The organism is Superficieibacter sp. BNK-5, assembly GCF_047456055.1.
In the GTDB taxonomy this organism is placed as follows: domain Bacteria; phylum Pseudomonadota; class Gammaproteobacteria; order Enterobacterales; family Enterobacteriaceae; genus Superficieibacter.
Map to the genome: position 1 here is coordinate 2,644,866 of NZ_CP179893.1, position 18,213 is coordinate 2,663,078.

Here is an 18,213-nt window from a genome sequence, read left to right on the forward strand (position 1 = left end):
ACTGTAAACATGAATGGAGCAGTGTCAGTTAAGTGTTACTGTCTTCTGCCGTCTATGTCACACATGTTGCGCATTATGTCTATTTTTCAACCAGTGCAGGCGTGGCGCGGGTGTTATAACGAAACCGGACGCAAAAGAAGGGTGGGCAGGGCAATTGGTATAACCATTGCTTAAAATATACAAATAATTAACAAATGCATATCAAATAAAAGACATTTGCCGACATGAAAATTAAATTGCTAGCAGCTGAATCGGTTTAGGAAGAAATATTTTTTTGGAAAATTGCTAATAATTTCCAGAATTCTATAACGCACAAAACAACAAATATTTTAAAAAAATAAAAAATGAGGGGTCGCCGTTATAATTACCTGCGGTGATTACAACGGCAAATAACATTTTCTTATCTGTGTGCGCCCGCCACCTGGCGCAAGGCGAGGTAATCCAGCATCGCGCCGCATACGATACCGGCTATGGCGATTAGCGCCCCGGCCTCCAGCAGCAGTGGCGCAAAGCGAAGGTTGATTGCGCCAGTCGCGTTAATGATGACGACTATCAGCCACAGTCCAAGTACCAGGCAACCCAGCATCAGCAGCCGTAGCGCCAGGCGATAGGCGCGGGGGAAGCGGGTACGCGGCAGGAAGCCGGCATGTTGCCGGGTATATTCCAGCGTCTGCCGGCACACCAGCAGCAGCATTAATCCCGGTACGGCAGCGACCACGCTGAACAGGTAGAACACAGACCAGCCGTGCGCTTCGACAAACCAGCCGGCAATCGGACCAACATACACGCGTCCCACGGCTGAAAGCGCAGACAGCAGGGCAAACTGGGTGGCGGAGAAGGAACGGTTACACAGCGTCATCAGTAATGCGACAAACGCCGCCGTCCCCATTCCGCCGCACAGATTCTCAAAGAATACTGCCGCACCCATACTGATCATGTTTTTATCCGTCACCGACAGCAGCCAGTAACCGGCGTTTGACGCCCCTTGCAGAACGCCAAAAATCAGCAGAGCGCGAAACAGAGACAGGCGCTGCATCAGTATGCCGCCGTATAGCGCGCCGATAATGGTGGCCAGCAGTCCCAGGGTTTTATTCACCACGCCGACGTCACCGGCATCAAAGCCCACGCCGCGGATCAAAAAGGTGGTGGTTAAACTCATGGCAAAGGCATCGCCGAGTTTATAGAGCACGATCAGCAGCAGAATAAGCCAGGCATTGTTACGACCGAAAAAATCACGCAGTGGAGCCGCAACGGCCTGCTCCAGCGTTTTGGGCACCGGGATGGTGTCTGCGGGTTCCGGAGCCAGAAGCGTGGCGATAATGCACGGAATGAGCAGCGCCGCCATCAACCAGTACATTCCCTGCCAGCCGAGCCAGCGGTCCGCCAGCCATAACGCCAGTCCACCGGAAACCAGCATCCCAAGACGGTAGCCCAGGACGCTAATCGCCGCTCCGGAACCGCGTTCTTCGGCGGGCAACACGTCCGTTTTCCACGCATCAAAAACGATATCCTGCGATGCCGAACAGAAGGCGATCACCACCGCCAGCGCCGCCATCCAGCGTAGCTGGCTGCCGGGGTCGAGAAAGCCCATTCCGGCAATCGACAGCAGCAAAAGGAGCTGGGTTGCCAGCAGCCAGCCGCGTCGGCGGCCAAACAGCGGCGGCGTATAGCGATCCATCAGCGGCGACCACAGAAATTTAAAGACATACGCCTGACCGACCAGCGAAAAGAAGCCGATGGTTTTAAGATCGATATTTTCGACGGTCATCCACGCCTGAAGCGTGCCGGAGGTGAGCGCGAGCGGTAAGCCTGAGGCAAAACCCAGGATCAGCAGAATGGCAGATTTAGGCTGCCGAAAGCGTTGCAAATAGTGGCTGGACATAATGATAAGCACTGACCCGGCCTGCGCCGGGTCAGTAAACAGAATTAATGCGCGTTCTGTTTGATGAAGTCGTGAATGCTGGTGTCCTGCGCCATATCGGCGATGGTATCCGTCAGGACGTTGTTAACCGCATTGGCGATGTTCTGGTTCGATGCCTGGAACGCACCTTCAATAGAGTAATTAGCGCGGTAGTTTTTGGTCATTTTACTGCCGTTCGCTGCGGTGGCGATAATCGCGATATCCGCTTTGGTGGCAATGTTGTAACGCACGTTACCCTGTGAAACGTCGGCATACAGCTGATTAACAATAATCTGCAGATCCACCGCACCGTTTGGTCCGATCATATAGCCGCGCGCAGACATCTGTTTCTCCAGCACTTCCTGCAACAGGAAACGCAGATCGCGGGAGGCAGTCAGAGTAACCTGCTGGTTGTCGCGGGTGACCTTCGCCAGCGCCTGATCCGGACGCTGATCCGCGCCGTTAATGCTCACCGTTACGCCCATCAGGCTCGGATCCTGCTGTGGCAGGGTGATTTTTGGTGAAACATCAATGGTCGTGGGGGGCGTGGCACAGCCAGCCAGCATAAACATAGCCATTAACGGAAAGAGTAATTTTTTAAACATTTTCGGGTTCTCAGCGCAATGTGTACTTATTAGAAGAAAATTCCCGCCATCATAACATCGCTAACAATTAGGGGAAGTGCCTGGCGCAGGTAAATTCACCATGTTGTCCGTTTTCTGACCTGTTGACATCTTAAGGGAGGATATCTGTGGCAAATCAGGGGCATCAGGCCGTTAACTTTACTCGTCTGGCAGATAAAATCAGTTGAAAGCTAAATTTTTGTTGTCTAAATGTAATGGAAACGGTAAAAGCGGCTACGATTTAAAGGGATGGGCGACATCTCAACGTTGTCGGAGGAGTAAATTCATGATGATACGCGAACAAATCGAAGATAAATTAAGGGCAGCGTTTGACCCCGTATTCCTCGAAGTTGTGGATGAAAGCTACCGCCACAACGTACCGGCTGGTTCAGAAAGCCATTTTAAAGTGGTTCTGGTCAGCGATTGTTTTACCGGCGAACGTTTTCTTAGCCGCCATCGGATGATTTACAGCACCCTGAGCAGCGAACTGGCTTCCACTGTGCACGCTCTGGCGTTGCATACCTACACGCATAAAGAGTGGGAAGGATTACAGGATACGATTTTCGCTTCGCCTCCGTGTCGGGGCGCTGGCAGCATCGCATAGGCAATCCTGGTTGCATCAATAAGAACTTTTCCAGTATGTTGCTACAGATTATGTGAAAACGGCCTGCGGGCCGTTTTGTTTTGTCTGAATTTTGCGCAAAATGTACAGCGTTCAGACAAAATTAGCCGTGAATTGTGAAAAGTGCAGCCGCACGCGCAATAACCGTTCTCGACTCATAAAAGTGATGCCGCTATAATGCTGCGTCTTATTTTTCGGAATGTCTTCGGGATGATTCTGACGCAGGGAATGGGTTTCTGATTAGAGAGAACATCCCGGTACTGTGAAACACAGACACGTTTCCAGGTAGAGTTGACCGAGCACTGTGATTTTTTGAGGTAACAAGATGCAAGTTTCAGTTGAAACCACTCAGGGCCTTGGCCGCCGCCTGACTATTACAATCGCTGCTGACAGCATCGAGACCGCTGTAAAAAGCGAGCTGGTCAACGTCGCGAAGAAAGTACGTATTGACGGCTTCCGTAAGGGTAAAGTACCGATGACCGTTGTTGCTCAGCGTTACGGTGCTTCTGTTCGCCAGGACGTTCTGGGCGATCTGATGAGCCGCAACTTTGTTGATGCGATCATCCAGGAAAAAATTAATCCGGCGGGTGCGCCGAACTATGTTCCGGGCGAATACAAACTGGGCGAAGACTTCACCTACTCCGTAGAGTTTGAAGTTTACCCGGAAGTTGAGCTGAAAGGTCTGGAAACTATCGACGTAGAAAAACCGGTTGTTGAAGTGACCGACGCTGACGTTGATACCATGCTCGACACCCTGCGTAAGCAGCAGGCGACCTGGTCTGATAAAGACGGCGCAGTGGAAGAAGACGATCGCGTTACTATCGACTTTACCGGTTCTGTAGACGGCGAAGAGTTCGAAGGCGGCAAAGCTTCTGATTTCGTACTGGCGCTGGGCCAGGGTCGTATGATCCCAGGCTTCGAAGACGGTATCAAGGGCCACAAAGCCGGTGAAGAGTTCACCATCGACGTGACCTTCCCGGAAGAATACCACGCAGAAAACCTGAAAGGTAAAGCGGCTAAATTCGTTATCAACCTGAAAAAAGTTGAACAGCGTGAGCTGCCGGAACTGACCGAAGAATTCATCAAACGTTTCGGCGTTGAAGATGGTTCTATCGACGGTCTGCGTGCTGAAGTACGCAAAAACATGGAACGCGAGCTGAAAGGCGCGGTACGTAACCGTGTTAAAACGCAGGCTATCGAAGGTCTGGTTAAAGCGAACGAAATCGATGTTCCTTCTGCCCTGATTGACAGCGAAATCGACGTGCTGCGCCGCCAGGCTGCACAGCGCTTCGGCGGTAACGAAAAACAGGCGCTGGAACTGCCACGTGAACTGTTCGAAGAGCAGGCTAAACGTCGCGTGGTTGTTGGCTTACTGCTGGGCGAAGTGATTCGTACCAACGAGCTGAAAGCTGACGAAGACCGCGTTAAAGGTCTGATCGAAGAGATGGCTTCAGCCTACGAAGATCCGTCAGAAGTGATCGAATTCTACAGCAAAAACAAAGAACTGATGGACAACATGCGTAATGTTGCTCTGGAAGAGCAGGCTGTGGAAACCGTTCTGGCAAAAGCCAACGTGACTGAAAAAGCCACCAACTTTAGCGAACTGATGAACCAGCAGGCGTAATTTACAGCGTCTTTTGTTCGATGTTTGTACAAAAACCCGTCACCTTCCGGTGGCGGGTTTTTTTTGCTGCCGTTAATGCTCTGAAAGAGTGCCAAAACGCTATTTCAGTGTTAGCGTAACAGCAAAAGATTGTTATGCTTGAAATAGAGTGATGTCGTACCCATAACGGGGAGACGGTCGTAAAGTTTCTGACTGATATACCGAAATAGCGTTAATGCGTTTAGTAAGAGGCGGCCAACGAAGGGCAGCCTGAAGGATGAAGAAGTGTATAATCCGTCTACGTGGTAACCATCAGTACAGCGCTTTTTTCAATTATTATCCAGGAGACGGAAATGTCATACAGTGGCGAACGAGACAATTTTGCACCGCACATGGCTCTGGTGCCCATGGTCATTGAGCAGACCTCACGTGGTGAGCGTTCTTTTGATATTTACTCCCGTCTGCTCAAGGAACGCGTCATTTTCATGACCGGCCAGGTCGAAGACCATATGGCTAACCTGATTGTGGCGCAGATGCTCTTTCTGGAAGCGGAAAACCCGGAAAAAGATATTTATCTGTACATTAACTCACCAGGTGGGGTAATCACTGCCGGGATGTCAATCTATGACACCATGCAGTTCATCAAGCCGGACGTCAGCACCATCTGTATGGGACAGGCCGCCTCAATGGGCGCTTTCCTGCTGACCGCAGGGGCGAAAGGCAAGCGTTTCTGCCTGCCTAACTCACGCGTGATGATCCATCAGCCGCTGGGCGGCTATCAGGGGCAGGCGACGGATATCGAAATTCATGCCCGCGAGATCCTGAAAGTGAAAGGTCGTATGAATGAACTTATGGCACAGCACACGGGTCAATCTCTTGAGCAGATCGAACGCGACACTGAGCGCGATCGTTTCCTGTCAGCTACAGAATCCGTAGAATATGGTCTGGTAGACTCTATCCTGACCCAACGTAATTGATGCCCAGGCAGTAAGTGTGCCGCTATACTATAGGTATGGCGGCACAACGCTTGCGAAGCGGCTTGCGCTTAAGAATGGCATTTGCGTCGTGATGTGCGGCACAAAGAACTTAAAAAGAGGTTTTTACTCATGACAGATAAACGCAAAGATGGATCGGGCAAACTGTTGTACTGCTCTTTTTGCGGCAAAAGCCAGCATGAAGTGCGTAAACTGATTGCCGGACCGTCCGTGTATATCTGCGACGAATGTGTCGACTTATGTAATGACATCATTCGCGAAGAGATCAAAGAAGTGGCACCGCACCGCGAACGTAGCGCACTGCCGTCGCCGCACGAAATCCGTCATCATCTGGACGACTATGTTATCGGTCAGGAGCAGGCGAAAAAAGTCCTGGCGGTTGCGGTTTATAACCACTACAAGCGCCTGCGCAATGGCGATACCAGCAACGGCGTTGAGCTGGGCAAAAGTAACATTTTGCTGATTGGCCCGACAGGCTCCGGTAAAACCCTGCTGGCAGAAACGCTGGCGCGTCTGCTGGACGTTCCGTTCACCATGGCCGATGCTACCACCCTGACCGAAGCGGGTTATGTGGGTGAAGACGTCGAAAACATTATTCAGAAACTGCTGCAGAAGTGCGATTACGACGTACAGAAAGCCCAGCGCGGTATCGTCTATATTGATGAGATTGATAAAATCTCCCGTAAGTCTGATAACCCGTCTATCACCCGCGACGTGTCGGGGGAAGGGGTACAGCAGGCACTGCTGAAACTGATCGAAGGTACGGTAGCAGCCGTTCCGCCGCAGGGCGGACGTAAACATCCGCAGCAGGAATTTTTGCAGGTTGATACCTCTAAGATCCTGTTTATCTGTGGTGGTGCCTTTGCCGGTCTGGATAAAGTCATTGCTCACCGCGTAGAAACCGGTTCCGGCATTGGTTTTGGTGCCACGGTAAAAGCGCTGTCTGATAAAGCGAGCGAAGGCGAATTGCTGGCCCAGGTGGAGCCGGAAGATTTGATCAAATTTGGTCTGATCCCTGAGTTCATCGGTCGTCTGCCGGTGGTTGCCACCCTGAGCGAACTGAGCGAAGAAGCGCTGATTCAGATCCTGAAAGAGCCGAAAAACGCCCTGACCAAGCAATACCAGGCGCTGTTTAATCTGGAAGGCGTGGAACTCGAATTCCGCGACGAGGCGCTGGATGCGATCGCCAAAAAAGCGATGGCGCGTAAAACCGGCGCCCGTGGTCTGCGTTCCATCGTTGAAGCCGCGCTGCTGGATACCATGTACGACCTTCCGTCCCAGGAAGAAGTCGAAAAAGTGGTCATCGACGAGTCGGTCATCACCGAGCAAACTAAACCGCTGCTGATCTACGGCACCTCGGAAGCACAGCAGGCATCTGGCGAATAATTAGCCAGTTCATACAATCAGTTAATCAAAAAGGGGGGATTTTATCTCCCCTTTTATTTTTCCTTTAAACATAGCGTTGAATGTATGGGAATCATCCCCATATACTGAATCACATGTTAAAGATGCATGAAGTACAGTGCTATCTGTTTACCTGGCGGACACTAAACTAAGAGAGAGCTCTATGAATCCTGAGCGTTCTGAACGCATTGAAATCCCCGTATTGCCGTTGCGCGATGTGGTGGTTTATCCGCACATGGTCATACCCTTATTTGTAGGGCGGGAAAAATCTATCCGTTGCCTTGAAGCCGCTATGGATCATGACAAAAAAATCATGCTGGTGGCGCAGAAAGAAGCGTCAACGGATGAGCCGGGTGTAAACGATCTTTTCACCGTCGGGACCGTGGCCTCTATTTTGCAGATGCTGAAACTCCCTGACGGCACCGTAAAAGTGCTGGTAGAAGGGTTGCAGCGTGCGCGTATTAGCGCGTTGTCTGACGATGGCGAACATTTCTCTGCGAAAGCGGAGTATCTGGAGTCGCCAGCGATGGACGAGCGCGAGCAGGAAGTGCTGGTACGCACCGCGATTGGTCAGTTTGAAGGCTATATCAAACTGAATAAAAAAATCCCTCCGGAAGTGCTGACCTCGTTAAACAGTATTGACGATCCGGCGCGCCTGGCGGACACCATCGCCGCGCATATGCCATTAAAACTGGCAGACAAACAATCCGTACTTGAGATGGCCGACATCAACGAGCGTCTTGAATATCTGATGGCGATGATGGAGTCCGAAATCGATCTGCTTCAGGTTGAGAAACGTATTCGCAACCGTGTCAAAAAGCAGATGGAAAAATCGCAGCGTGAGTATTATCTGAATGAGCAAATGAAAGCCATTCAGAAAGAACTCGGCGAGATGGATGATGCCCCAGACGAAAACGAAGCGCTGAAACGTAAAATCGATGCCGCGAAAATGCCGAAAGAGGCAAAAGAAAAAACCGAAGCTGAACTGCAAAAGCTGAAGATGATGTCGCCGATGTCAGCCGAAGCGACCGTGGTTCGCGGTTATATCGACTGGATGGTGCAGGTGCCGTGGAACGCGCGTAGCAAGGTCAAAAAAGACCTGCGTCAGGCGCAGGAAATCCTTGATACCGACCATTACGGCCTGGAGCGCGTCAAAGACCGTATCCTTGAGTACCTCGCGGTACAAAGCCGGATGAACAAGCTGAAAGGGCCGATCCTGTGTCTGGTGGGGCCGCCAGGGGTGGGTAAAACCTCGCTGGGGCAGTCCATTGCCAGAGCCACCGGGCGTAAATACATCCGTATGGCGCTGGGCGGCGTGCGTGACGAAGCGGAAATTCGCGGTCACCGTCGTACCTATATCGGTTCGATGCCGGGCAAGCTGATTCAGAAAATGGCGAAAGTCGGGGTCAAGAACCCGCTGTTCCTGCTTGATGAGATCGACAAAATGTCCTCCGACATGCGCGGCGATCCGGCCTCTGCGCTGCTTGAGGTACTGGATCCTGAGCAGAATGTGGCGTTTAGCGATCACTATCTGGAAGTAGATTACGATCTCAGCGATGTCATGTTCGTGGCGACCTCTAACTCCATGAATATTCCGGCTCCGCTGCTGGATCGTATGGAAGTGATCCGTCTGTCTGGTTATACCGAAGATGAAAAGCTGAACATTGCTAAACAGCACCTGTTGCCGAAGCAAATTGAGCGTAACGCGCTGAAAAGAAGTGAGATTACCGTTGATGATAGCGCGATCACCGGCATCATCCGTTATTACACCCGCGAAGCTGGCGTGCGTAACCTTGAGCGTGAAATCTCCAAACTGTGCCGTAAAGCGGTGAAACAACTGCTGCTCGACAAAACGCTCAAACACATCGAAATCACGGGCGATAACCTGAAAGATTTCCTTGGCGTACAACGCTTTGACTACGGCCGTGCGGATAACGAAAACCGCGTAGGTCAGGTAACCGGTCTGGCGTGGACCGAAGTGGGCGGCGATCTGCTGACCATTGAGACCGCCTGTGTACCTGGTAAAGGAAAACTGACTTACACCGGCTCGCTGGGCGAAGTCATGCAGGAATCCATCCAGGCTGCGCTGACCGTGGTCCGTGCGCGTGCGGAGAAGCTGGGCATCAACGGCGACTTCCACGAAAAACGGGATATTCACGTGCACGTTCCGGAAGGGGCGACGCCGAAGGACGGTCCGAGCGCCGGTATCGCTATGTGTACCGCGCTGGTGTCTTGCCTAACCGGCAACCCGGTACGCGCCGATGTCGCTATGACCGGTGAAATTACGCTGCGTGGTCTGGTCCTGCCGATCGGCGGGCTGAAAGAGAAACTGCTGGCAGCACATCGCGGCGGGATCAAAACAGTTCTTATTCCTTACGAGAATAAACGCGATCTGGAAGAGATCCCGGACAACGTGATTGCCGACCTGGAGATTCATCCTGTGAAGCGGATTGAGGAAGTTCTGAGTCTCGCATTGCAAAATGAACCGTCGGGAATGCAGGTCGTAAGCGCAAAATAGTGACCTTGCGCAAAGAGCGCTAATAAAAATAGGGCTGGCAGGCCATTTCGGACTTGCCAGCCTTTTTTTGTATAGCTAATTTAGATTGCTGGGCGGACATGCCATAGGTAACGAGTGTTGTAAGGGCATGTCAGTCCTGTTATAACTGCTGCGCGGTCGTACTTTGAAGGATTCATGTACGATATAAATTATAAAGAGAGGAAGAGAACAGTGAATAAATCTCAACTGATAGATAAAATTGCTGCAGGGGCTGATATCTCTAAAGCTGCGGCTGGACGTGCGTTAGATGCTCTAATTGCTTCTGTTACTGAATCTCTGCAGGCCGGAGATGACGTTGCACTGGTGGGTTTTGGTACTTTTGCTGTGAAAGAGCGTGCTGCCCGTACTGGTCGCAACCCGCAAACAGGTAAAGAGATCACCATCGCTGCCGCTAAAGTCCCGGGTTTTCGTGCGGGTAAAGCACTGAAAGACGCAGTTAACTGATCGTCTCCCGTAAGGGATGTGACACAGTATGAGGGCGCATCATTTGATGTGCCTTTTTTATTTGTGATGAGGGATTTCTGCTTTTGCTGCTGACAACCGCCCCGTTTTCTTGTCACAATACCCCCTTACGCGCAGGGTTCGTGCTATGCTGCGCGACGTATAAAGTCATCTACAGCGGAGCGTTGTTACACCATGATGGACAACTTACGTACGGCGGCTAACAGCCTCGTACTCAAGATTATTTTCGGTATCATTATCGTGTCGTTCATTTTGACCGGCGTGAGCAGCTACCTGATTGGCGGTAACAATAATTACGCCGCAAAAGTGAATGGCCAGGAGATTGGTCGTCAGCAGTTTGAAAACGCTGTTGCCAGCGAGCGTAACCGGATGCAGCAACAGATGGGCGATCAGTACTCTGAGCTGGCCGCTAACGAAAATTACATCAAAGCGATGCGCCAGCAGGTGCTGACCCGTTTGATTGATGAAGCGTTGCTCGACCAGTATGCCCGCGAACTGGGCCTCGGCATCAGTGACGATCAGGTCAAAAAGGCCATTTTCTCAACCCAGGCTTTCCAGAACAACGGCAAGTTCGATAACACCCGCTATAACGAGCTGGTGAACCGTATGGGGATGACGGCCGATCAATACGCGCAGGCGCTACGTAATCAACTGCTCACTCAGCAATTGATTAACGCCGTGGTCGGCACCGATTTTATGCTGCCAGGTGAAACGGATGAACTGGCGTCGCTGGTCTCTCAGCAGCGTGTGGTGCGTGAAGCCACTATTGATGTGAATGCGCTGGCGGCGAAACAGCAGGCCAGTGATGCTGAGATTCAGGCTGCCTACGAGCAGAATAAAGGTCAGTTTGTCTCGCCTGAGCAGTTCCGCGTAAGCTACATCAAAATGGACGCGGCATCGATGCAGCAGAACGCGTCTGATGAAGAAATACAGGCGTACTACGATCAGCATCAGGATCTGTTTACCCAGTCCGCGCGTAACCGCTACAGCGTGATCCAGACCAAAACCGAAGCTGATGCGAAGGCGGTACTGGATGAGCTGAACAACGGGGCGGATTTTGCGACCGTGGCGAAAGAAAAATCCACCGACATCATCTCTGCCCGCAACGGCGGTGATATCGGCTGGATGGACGATGCGGGTACCCTGCCGGAACTGAAAGACGCGGGCCTGAAAGAAAAAGGCCAGCTTTCCGGGGTTATTAAATCTTCCGTAGGTTTCCTCGTGGCTCGTCTCGATGACACGCAGCCTGCGAAAGTGAAACCGCTGGCGGAAGCGCGTGATGACATCGCCGCGAAAGTGAAACAGGAAAAAGCGCTGGATGCTTATTTTGCCCTGCAACAGAAAGTCAGCGAAGCCGCCAGCAATGACAACGAGTCATTAGCGGGTGCAGAGCAGGCGGCAGGCGTAAAAGCGGTTGAAACCGGCTGGTTTGACCGTAACAGCCTGCCGGAAGAACTGAACTTCAAGCCTGTCTCCGACGCGATTTTCAGCGGTGCGCTGGTCGGCCAGAACGGCACGCCGGGTAGCAACTCTGACATCATCACCGTTGATGGCGATCGTGCCTTTGTGATCCGCGTGAGCGAACACAAAGCTGAAGCCGTTAAGCCGCTGGCAGAGGTGAAAGAGCTGGTGGCTGCGAACGTCAAACGTGAGAAAGCGACGCAGCAGGCGAAACTGGATGCCGAGAAACTGCTGTCAGCCCTGCAAACGGGTAAAGGCGATGAGGCGATGAAAACCGCGGGTCTGAGCTTCGGTGACGCGAAAACGCTGGCCCGCACGGGCCAGGATCCGGTAAGCCAGGCCGCCTTCACGCTGGCGCTGCCAGCAGAGGGCAAACCGTCTTACGGCATTGCCAACGACATGCAGGGTAATGTCGTGCTGCTGGCACTGGACGAAATTAAAGCCGGAACCATGCCAGATGAGCAGAAAAAAGCGATGGTACAGGGGATCACCCGTAACAATGCGCAAATCGCCTTTGAAGCGCTGATGAGCAATCTGCGTAAACAGGCCAAAATCAAATACGGTGATATCGTCGAGCAGCAACAATAACGAGCTTGCTTCCACAATTTTGCAACTCGTTGCAATAACCAAAGGCCGCTTTCGCGGCCTTTTCCATTTTTGGAATTCGCCATTTGTTTCCTGTTTTGCATCCCGCTATCGTGGCTTCGCTGTCAACAAACAAGGAGATAACAGCATGAAACGTGGAATCAAAATGGCTCTCATCACCGTCGCGCTGACCTGTGCCGGGATCAGCTTTCAGGGGCTGGCTGCACAACCTGCAGCAAAAGCCCTGGCAACGCAAAACGCATCTGAGGCAAAGCCAGCCGCGCACGCTAAAGCGGTTGATGCGGCGAAGGCCAGCGATGATGAAGGCACCAGGGTAAACGTCAACACGGCCTCGGCTGAAGAACTGGCCCAGGCGATGAACGGGGTAGGGCTGAAGAAAGCGCAGGCGATTGTCAGCTACCGTGAAGAGTATGGTCCTTTTAAGTCGCTCGACGATTTGCAGCAGGTTCCCGGAATGGGCAGCTCGCTGGTGGAGCGTAACCTCACTCACCTGACGCTATAAATTTCATCTGAAGAGTTGCATGGCGGCAAATTTTTGCCAGACTAAAGAGGTCATACCAGTGGTGTGGCCTCTGTCTCTTATTACAACAATAAAGGTTATCGCGCTATGCAGACTCAAATCAAAGTTCGGGGCTTTCACCTCGACGTCTATCAGCACGTGAACAACGCCCGCTATCTGGAGTTTCTGGAAGAGGCTCGCTGGGATGGGCTGGAAAACAGTGATAGTTTTCAGTGGATGACCGCGCACAACATCGCTTTTGTGGTGGTTAATATTAATATCAACTACCGCCGTCCGGCGGTGTTGAGCGATCTGCTCACCGTCACCAGCCAGTTACAGCAGCTTAACAGCAAGAGTGGCGTGCTAAGTCAGGTGGTAACACTTGAGCCAGAAGGGCAGGTCGTTGCCGACGCGTTAATCACTTTTGTCTGTATCGACCTGAAAACCCAGAAAGCGCTGGCGCTGGAGGGAGAACTGCGGGAGAAACTTGAAGCGATGATGCCGGGGGAAGGGAAAGCGGCCTAACGCCGTCACCATGCCGGAAATGCCCGGTGGCGGCTTCGCCTTACTGGGTCTACGATCTGGCGTAAGCAATTGATTCAGAAGGTGGTATCAACCTGTAGGCCGGTTAAGCGCAGCGCCACCCGGCATTACGACGGCGATGCCATGCCCGGTGGCGGCTTCGCCTTACCGGGCCTACGATCTATCGTAAGTTATTGATTCAGAAGATGGTATCAACCTGTAGGCCGGTTAAGCGCAGCGCCACCCGGCATCACGACGGCGATGCCATGCCCGGTGGCGGCTTCGCCTTACCGGGCCTACGATCTGGCGTAAGGGATTGATTCAGAAGGCGGTATCAACCTGTAGGCCGGGTAAGCGCAGCGCCACCCGGCATTACGACGCGGTGACTCCCCGCAATCTGCATAACCACACCCGGCATAACTCACGCCAGCCCGGTTTTTTCCTGCATCGCCGCTTTCACCGCCGTCGAGTCCGCCAGATAGTGTTTCAGCCCGTTGGCGCGCAGATTACAGGCGGCACACTGACCACAGCCGTCGCCTTTAATACCGTTATAACAGGTCAACGTTTCACTGCGCACCAGATCCAGCTTGCCCCAATAATCGGCCAGCGCCCAGGTCTCGGCTTTATCCAGCCACATCAGCGGCGTCTCAAAGCGAATATCTTTCGCCATCCCCAGACTGACCGCGTGATTAAGCGCCTTTACAAATTCATCACGGCAGTCCGGGTAGCCGGAGAAGTCGGTTTCACACACGCCGGTGATCACCGCTTCCGCTTTCACCTGGTAAGCGTAAATTGCTGCCAGCGTTAAAAACAAAATATTACGTCCCGGCACGAAGGTATTGGGAATGCCGTCGGCGTCGGGTTCATAATCCGGCACCGGAATGCTGTCGCGGGTCAGGCTGCTGACCGCCAGTTCATTCAGCAAGGTCACATCCAGCACCTTATGCGCCCGCGCCCCCAGTTTCAGCGCCAGTTCGCGTGCCACATCAATCTCTGCCCGATGGCGCTGACCATAATCAAACGTGACGCAGTGAACCTCGTCATACTGATGCAAAGCCTGAATCAGGCAGGTGGTGGAATCCTGTCCTCCGCTAAAAACCACAACGGCGCGTTTCATTACTTTTTCCGCTCATAACATAAAAAAGCTATGGTAACGTCTGCGGACCACGACGACCAGCTTCTTCACCGTATTGAAGCCGGAAGCCATGCCGAACAAAAATCAAACCAGCCGCGGGTGTTGAGGCGAATGCCGTTTACGCCCGGCGGCGCGCTGACCCGATAGTGATAATTAAACAGCGGCGTCAAAATAGCCTGCGACATCAGGGTGGCGAAAACCCGCTCCAGTGCGGCAGATCGCTGCGGTGCGTCTGGATGCCGCTGCACCTGATCCAGTGTCGCTTTCAACTGGCTGAAGTGTTCGTCACTGAGCAGCGCAGGCCACAGCGGATCGCAGCGCAGCCACTGTTCAAGCGTGTATTCCGCCGACTCGCCAATTAGCCTGTCGCCCATAATGATGTCTACACGCGTCAGGTCGGTGCATCCCTCCCAGTTTTTCGCATCATAAAAAATCAGCGTCAACTCACAGCCCAGTGCTGCCATCGCGGCTTTAAGCTGTTGCGCCATGGTATGCAGTTCAACGGGAAGATGGTAAAGCAGCGTTAAGGTTGATGGCAGCGGCGTGTCGTTATGAGCTGAACCTTGCGGAATCGCCCAGCCGGGCAAAAGCTCATGACTGGGGGTAATCAGCCCCTCATCCAGCGGCAGCGTCTGGAGCAGGGCGGTGCGGTGGATCAGGTCGATCACCCGCTGCGCCTGTGGCCGGGTTAATCGCTCACTCTGGCGCAGGGCAAGGTAGCAAAAGCCGAGGCTGATACTATTGCTGACCAGCCTGAGCTGGCTCAACTCTTCAGGATCCCCGATGGCGATTTGCACCGGATGACGACAGCTGGTCCCCAGATCCTGCTCAAAAAGCTGCGGTGTGATCCAGTATTCGATGGCCTTCAGTAGAGGATGCGGAAGATGGTAGCGCTCGTGGTTTTCCAGCCGCACCAGTTCTGGCTCGAAGATTTTCAGGCAAAACGGCCCGGTGCCTACCGCCGGATGTTCCGGATGAGCCAGCACGCTGCAATAGCTGGCAAGCCGGTGCGCCAGCCAGTAATCCGGACGATCAAGAATGAAGGTCAGGCATTGCGCGTGAGTCATCTCAATACGGCTGACGCTGGCAAATAGCCTGCGCAGGGCGGGCAGCGTTAACAGCATCTGCAAACGCGCCTGAAGTTGCCCGGTGGTAACCGCGTCGCCATTGTGCCAGTAGAGCGTAGAGCGGATATAAAATTGCCAGCACAGCCCGTCGTCTGACACCTCCCAGTGATGGGCGAGATCGCCCTGTGGCTGCGTCGAATCCTGTGAAAAGCGGGTCAGCCCGGAGAACACCTGCTCCGCCAGATGCTGTTCTGCGCGACCGGATAAAAAGCCCGGATGCAGCGGCTCAAGCGGCCGGTAATAAGGAATGCGCAGGGTAGGCGTATTGTTTTGCCACTGACCGCCGAGAAAAGGGTGTAACAGCGCCCGCAGTTCAACCGGTGCCAGTTGGGCCAGTTCAAGCGCGTTGTGCTGCTGGCCTTTATTGAGTGCCTGCTCCATCATCTCATTGCGCAGCGTCACCGGAGAAATCAAAAACGTCAGCATGCCGCGCTTCCCCCGTCCCGACCGGGCTTCCCAACGCAGCCAGCCCGCCTCCTGCGCCTGCCGCAAGAGCGTGCGCATGTGCCGATCGCTGCAAAAACAGCGGGCAGCGAGCACGGCAATAGTCGTTTCCTGCGGTGCGCCATCAGAAGGTTGCCAGAGGCGCTGGTACTGATTCAGTCGATTAAGCAGTCGCATAAAAAACCCGGAACAATATTCATCAACTATTCACTATTACTTCCGTATATCTCAGTGGATACTTCAGAGCAAGAGAATGGCATCACTTAGTGGAGAAATTGATGGTCAAACTGGCTGCATTTGATATGGACGGCACACTATTGATGCCGGACCATCGTTTAGGGGATCAAACGCTGACGACCCTGAAACGCCTGCGCGATCGCGATATTACGCTGACGTTTGCCACCGGTCGTCACGCGCTGGAAATGCGCCATGTGATTGGCGAACTGGCGCTGGATGCCTTTCTGATCACCGGTAACGGAACGCGGATCCACTCTCTTGAAGGAGATCTGCTTCACCAGCAGGATCTGGCTCCCGATGTGGTGGAGATTGTGCTGCACGGAAAGTGGCAGACCGCTGCCAGTATGCACATCTTCAATGACGACGGCTGGTTTACAGACAAAGAGGTTCCGCTTCTGCTCCAGGCGCACGCCTTCAGCGGGTTCCGTTATCAGATCCGTGATTTACAGCGCGTGGCGAGTGATGAGGTGACGAAAATCTGTTTTTGCGGCGAGCATGACGATCTTTGCCGTCTGCAAGTTCAGCTTCAGGAGGTGCTGGGCGACCGCGCTCATCTCTGTTTCTCTGCGCTTTACTGCCTGGAAGTTTTGCCGGTGGGATGTAATAAAGGCGCGGCGCTTACCTCGCTAACCCGGCATCTCGGCATTTCAATGCAGGAGTGTATGGCATTTGGCGACGCGATGAACGACAGCGAAATGCTCTCCAGCGTCGGGCGCGGGTTGATTATGGGCAACGCCATGCCCCAGCTTATCGATGGTCTGCCCCATTTAACGGTTATAGGACACTGCCAGACGCAGGCGGTATCCCATTTTTTGGCTCACTGGCTGGATACTCCACATCTTCCTTATTCCCCCGAATAGCAAGATTTTTCCAGCAAGCCAGGCCCTGCGTCTGGCTTTTTTTATTTAATTATCCGCGCGATTTCCGCTTTCCACGGCGTCACGTCGCCAATATTCTCCGTGACCCACTGCGGATTGTAATAGGTCTCCAGATAGCGCTCGCCACTGTCACAGAGCAGCGTGACGATAGCCCCCTGGCGTCCCTCCTCGCGCATTCTGGCAGCCAGTTGTAACGCCCCCCACATATTGGTGCCGGTGGAGGCCCCGACTTTACGGCCAAGCTGCGTTTCCAGCCACTGCACGGTGGCGACGCTGGCGGCATCCGGTACGCGCAGCATCTCATCCACCACGTCCGGGATGAACGACGGCTCCACGCGCGGACGACCAATACCTTCAATCTTGCTGCCGACCGTGCTGCGCAGGCTGGCATCGCGGGTCTGCCAGTAGTCCATAAACACTGAGTTTTGCGGGTCGACGACCGCCAGGCGGGTGTCATAACTCTGACAGCGAATATAGCGGCCAATAGTGGCGGACGTGCCGCCGGTGCCGGCGCTCATCACGATAAACGACGGCACCGGATGCGGCTCGTTCTGCATCTGGCGGAAGATACTGTCGGCAATATTATTATTGCCACGCCAGTCCGTTGCGCGTTCGGCAAAGGTGAATTGATCCATATAATGACCGTTCAATTCGCGGGCCAGCGTTTCAGAGGCGGCGTAAATCTCGCAGGCGCTTTCCACAAAGTGACAGCGGCCGCCATAAAATTCGATTTGTTCAATCTTGCGTCTGGCGGTGCAGGCGGGCATTACGGCGATAAACGGCAGCCCCAGCAGGCGGGCAAAATAGGCTTCTGATACCGCCGTTGAACCCGAAGATGCTTCGATAATTGGCGTCCCCTGCTGGATCCAGCCGTTGCACAAGCCGTAAAGAAACAGCGATCGCGCCAGACGGTGCTTCAGGCTGCCGGTCGGATGGGTGCTCTCATCTTTCAGATAGAGTGGGATGCCGGTAAATCCCGGCAGCGTCAGCCGAATAAGATGTGTGTCGGCGGAGCGCTGATAGTCAGCATTAATTTCGCTGATGGCATGATTTACCCAGGTGCGGTTCATGATGGTTTTCCGTTTGTCATTTTGTGCCCAGATTAGCGAATCGCACGGAAAAAATTGTTGCTATTTAA

At 53.3% G+C, this 18,213-nt stretch carries 15 protein-coding genes; 10 read left to right on the forward strand and 5 right to left on the reverse strand.

The features are described 5' to 3' along the window. Window positions 1-400: 400 nt before the first annotated feature. Both ampG and ACMGGS_RS12740 read right to left on the reverse strand, forming a co-directional pair. The gene (ampG, locus tag ACMGGS_RS12735; protein WP_414166266.1) at window positions 401-1,882 is read right to left on the reverse strand and encodes a muropeptide MFS transporter AmpG; all 1,482 of its coding nucleotides are present in this window, start codon (window positions 1,880-1,882) and stop codon (window positions 401-403) included. 44 nt (window positions 1,883-1,926) lie between these two features. Continuing rightward, entirely contained in the window at window positions 1,927-2,505 is a 579-nt protein-coding gene (locus ACMGGS_RS12740; RefSeq protein WP_194205247.1) for a lipoprotein, read from the reverse strand. 304 nt (window positions 2,506-2,809) lie between these two features. Between ACMGGS_RS12740 and bolA the strand changes: the two genes are divergently transcribed. From bolA to fadM, 9 genes are all read left to right on the forward strand, one after another. Next, a complete protein-coding gene (gene bolA / locus ACMGGS_RS12745; RefSeq protein WP_414162968.1) occupies window positions 2,810-3,127 on the forward strand; it encodes a transcriptional regulator BolA in 318 nt (105 codons plus the stop codon). A gap of 343 nt (window positions 3,128-3,470) precedes the next feature. Beyond that, window positions 3,471-4,769: a trigger factor gene (tig, locus tag ACMGGS_RS12750; protein ID WP_414162969.1), complete on the forward strand. Its 1,299-nt coding sequence runs from the start codon at window positions 3,471-3,473 to the stop codon at window positions 4,767-4,769. 332 nt (window positions 4,770-5,101) lie between these two features. Next, complete coding sequence (clpP, locus tag ACMGGS_RS12755; RefSeq protein ID WP_414162970.1) at window positions 5,102-5,725, forward strand: ATP-dependent Clp endopeptidase proteolytic subunit ClpP; 624 nt, start codon at window positions 5,102-5,104, stop codon at window positions 5,723-5,725. A 129-nt stretch (window positions 5,726-5,854) separates the two neighbouring features. Then, entirely contained in the window at window positions 5,855-7,129 is a 1,275-nt protein-coding gene (gene clpX / locus ACMGGS_RS12760) for an ATP-dependent protease ATP-binding subunit ClpX (protein WP_176916771.1), read from the forward strand. A 181-nt stretch (window positions 7,130-7,310) separates the two neighbouring features. Next, entirely contained in the window at window positions 7,311-9,665 is a 2,355-nt protein-coding gene (gene lon, locus ACMGGS_RS12765; RefSeq protein ID WP_414162971.1) for an endopeptidase La, read from the forward strand. Window positions 9,666-9,875: 210 nt separating this feature from the next. Beyond that, complete coding sequence (gene hupB / locus ACMGGS_RS12770) at window positions 9,876-10,148, forward strand: nucleoid-associated protein HU-beta (protein WP_002444653.1); 273 nt, start codon at window positions 9,876-9,878, stop codon at window positions 10,146-10,148. Window positions 10,149-10,340: 192 nt separating this feature from the next. Beyond that, window positions 10,341-12,215, forward strand: coding sequence for a peptidylprolyl isomerase (gene ppiD / locus ACMGGS_RS12775; protein WP_414162972.1), 1,875 nt, complete (start codon window positions 10,341-10,343; stop codon window positions 12,213-12,215). 145 nt (window positions 12,216-12,360) lie between these two features. After that, entirely contained in the window at window positions 12,361-12,735 is a 375-nt protein-coding gene (locus ACMGGS_RS12780) for a helix-hairpin-helix domain-containing protein (RefSeq protein WP_414162973.1), read from the forward strand. A gap of 105 nt (window positions 12,736-12,840) precedes the next feature. Beyond that, window positions 12,841-13,257, forward strand: a complete 417-nt coding sequence (fadM, locus tag ACMGGS_RS12785; protein WP_414162974.1) for a long-chain acyl-CoA thioesterase FadM — start codon at window positions 12,841-12,843, stop codon at window positions 13,255-13,257. A 418-nt stretch (window positions 13,258-13,675) separates the two neighbouring features. Here the strand turns inward: fadM and queC are convergent, their stop codons facing one another. Further along, window positions 13,676-14,371 (reverse strand): 7-cyano-7-deazaguanine synthase QueC, encoded by a 696-nt coding sequence (gene queC, locus ACMGGS_RS12790; protein WP_176917435.1) that lies wholly within the window; start codon window positions 14,369-14,371, stop codon window positions 13,676-13,678. 65 nt (window positions 14,372-14,436) lie between these two features. Further along, a complete protein-coding gene (locus tag ACMGGS_RS12795) occupies window positions 14,437-16,137 on the reverse strand; it encodes an SgrR family transcriptional regulator (RefSeq protein WP_414162975.1) in 1,701 nt (566 codons plus the stop codon). Window positions 16,138-16,238: 101 nt separating this feature from the next. Between ACMGGS_RS12795 and cof the strand changes: the two genes are divergently transcribed. After that, the gene (gene cof / locus ACMGGS_RS12800; RefSeq protein ID WP_414162976.1) at window positions 16,239-17,057 is read left to right on the forward strand and encodes an HMP-PP phosphatase; all 819 of its coding nucleotides are present in this window, start codon (window positions 16,239-16,241) and stop codon (window positions 17,055-17,057) included. A 41-nt stretch (window positions 17,058-17,098) separates the two neighbouring features. Here the strand turns inward: cof and ACMGGS_RS12805 are convergent, their stop codons facing one another. After that, complete coding sequence (locus tag ACMGGS_RS12805; RefSeq protein ID WP_414162977.1) at window positions 17,099-18,145, reverse strand: PLP-dependent cysteine synthase family protein; 1,047 nt, start codon at window positions 18,143-18,145, stop codon at window positions 17,099-17,101. Window positions 18,146-18,213 lie beyond the last annotated feature (68 nt).

What these genes read in the sequence shown, in the direction of transcription:
- ampG (WP_414166266.1), bottom strand. Translation starts at nt 1,882, where the DNA reads ATGTCCAGCCACTATTTGCAACGCTTTCGGCAGCCTAAATCTGCCATT.
- ACMGGS_RS12740 (WP_194205247.1), bottom strand. Translation starts at nt 2,505, where the DNA reads ATGTTTAAAAAATTACTCTTTCCGTTAATGGCTATGTTTATGCTGGCT.
- bolA (WP_414162968.1), top strand. Translation starts at nt 2,810, where the DNA reads ATGATGATACGCGAACAAATCGAAGATAAATTAAGGGCAGCGTTTGAC.
- tig (WP_414162969.1), top strand. Translation starts at nt 3,471, where the DNA reads ATGCAAGTTTCAGTTGAAACCACTCAGGGCCTTGGCCGCCGCCTGACT.
- clpP (WP_414162970.1), top strand. Translation starts at nt 5,102, where the DNA reads ATGTCATACAGTGGCGAACGAGACAATTTTGCACCGCACATGGCTCTG.
- clpX (WP_176916771.1), top strand. Translation starts at nt 5,855, where the DNA reads ATGACAGATAAACGCAAAGATGGATCGGGCAAACTGTTGTACTGCTCT.
- lon (WP_414162971.1), top strand. Translation starts at nt 7,311, where the DNA reads ATGAATCCTGAGCGTTCTGAACGCATTGAAATCCCCGTATTGCCGTTG.
- ppiD (WP_414162972.1), top strand. Translation starts at nt 10,341, where the DNA reads ATGATGGACAACTTACGTACGGCGGCTAACAGCCTCGTACTCAAGATT.
- ACMGGS_RS12780 (WP_414162973.1), top strand. Translation starts at nt 12,361, where the DNA reads ATGAAACGTGGAATCAAAATGGCTCTCATCACCGTCGCGCTGACCTGT.
- fadM (WP_414162974.1), top strand. Translation starts at nt 12,841, where the DNA reads ATGCAGACTCAAATCAAAGTTCGGGGCTTTCACCTCGACGTCTATCAG.
- queC (WP_176917435.1), bottom strand. Translation starts at nt 14,371, where the DNA reads ATGAAACGCGCCGTTGTGGTTTTTAGCGGAGGACAGGATTCCACCACC.
- ACMGGS_RS12795 (WP_414162975.1), bottom strand. Translation starts at nt 16,137, where the DNA reads ATGCGACTGCTTAATCGACTGAATCAGTACCAGCGCCTCTGGCAACCT.
- cof (WP_414162976.1), top strand. Translation starts at nt 16,239, where the DNA reads ATGGTCAAACTGGCTGCATTTGATATGGACGGCACACTATTGATGCCG.
- ACMGGS_RS12805 (WP_414162977.1), bottom strand. Translation starts at nt 18,145, where the DNA reads ATGAACCGCACCTGGGTAAATCATGCCATCAGCGAAATTAATGCTGAC.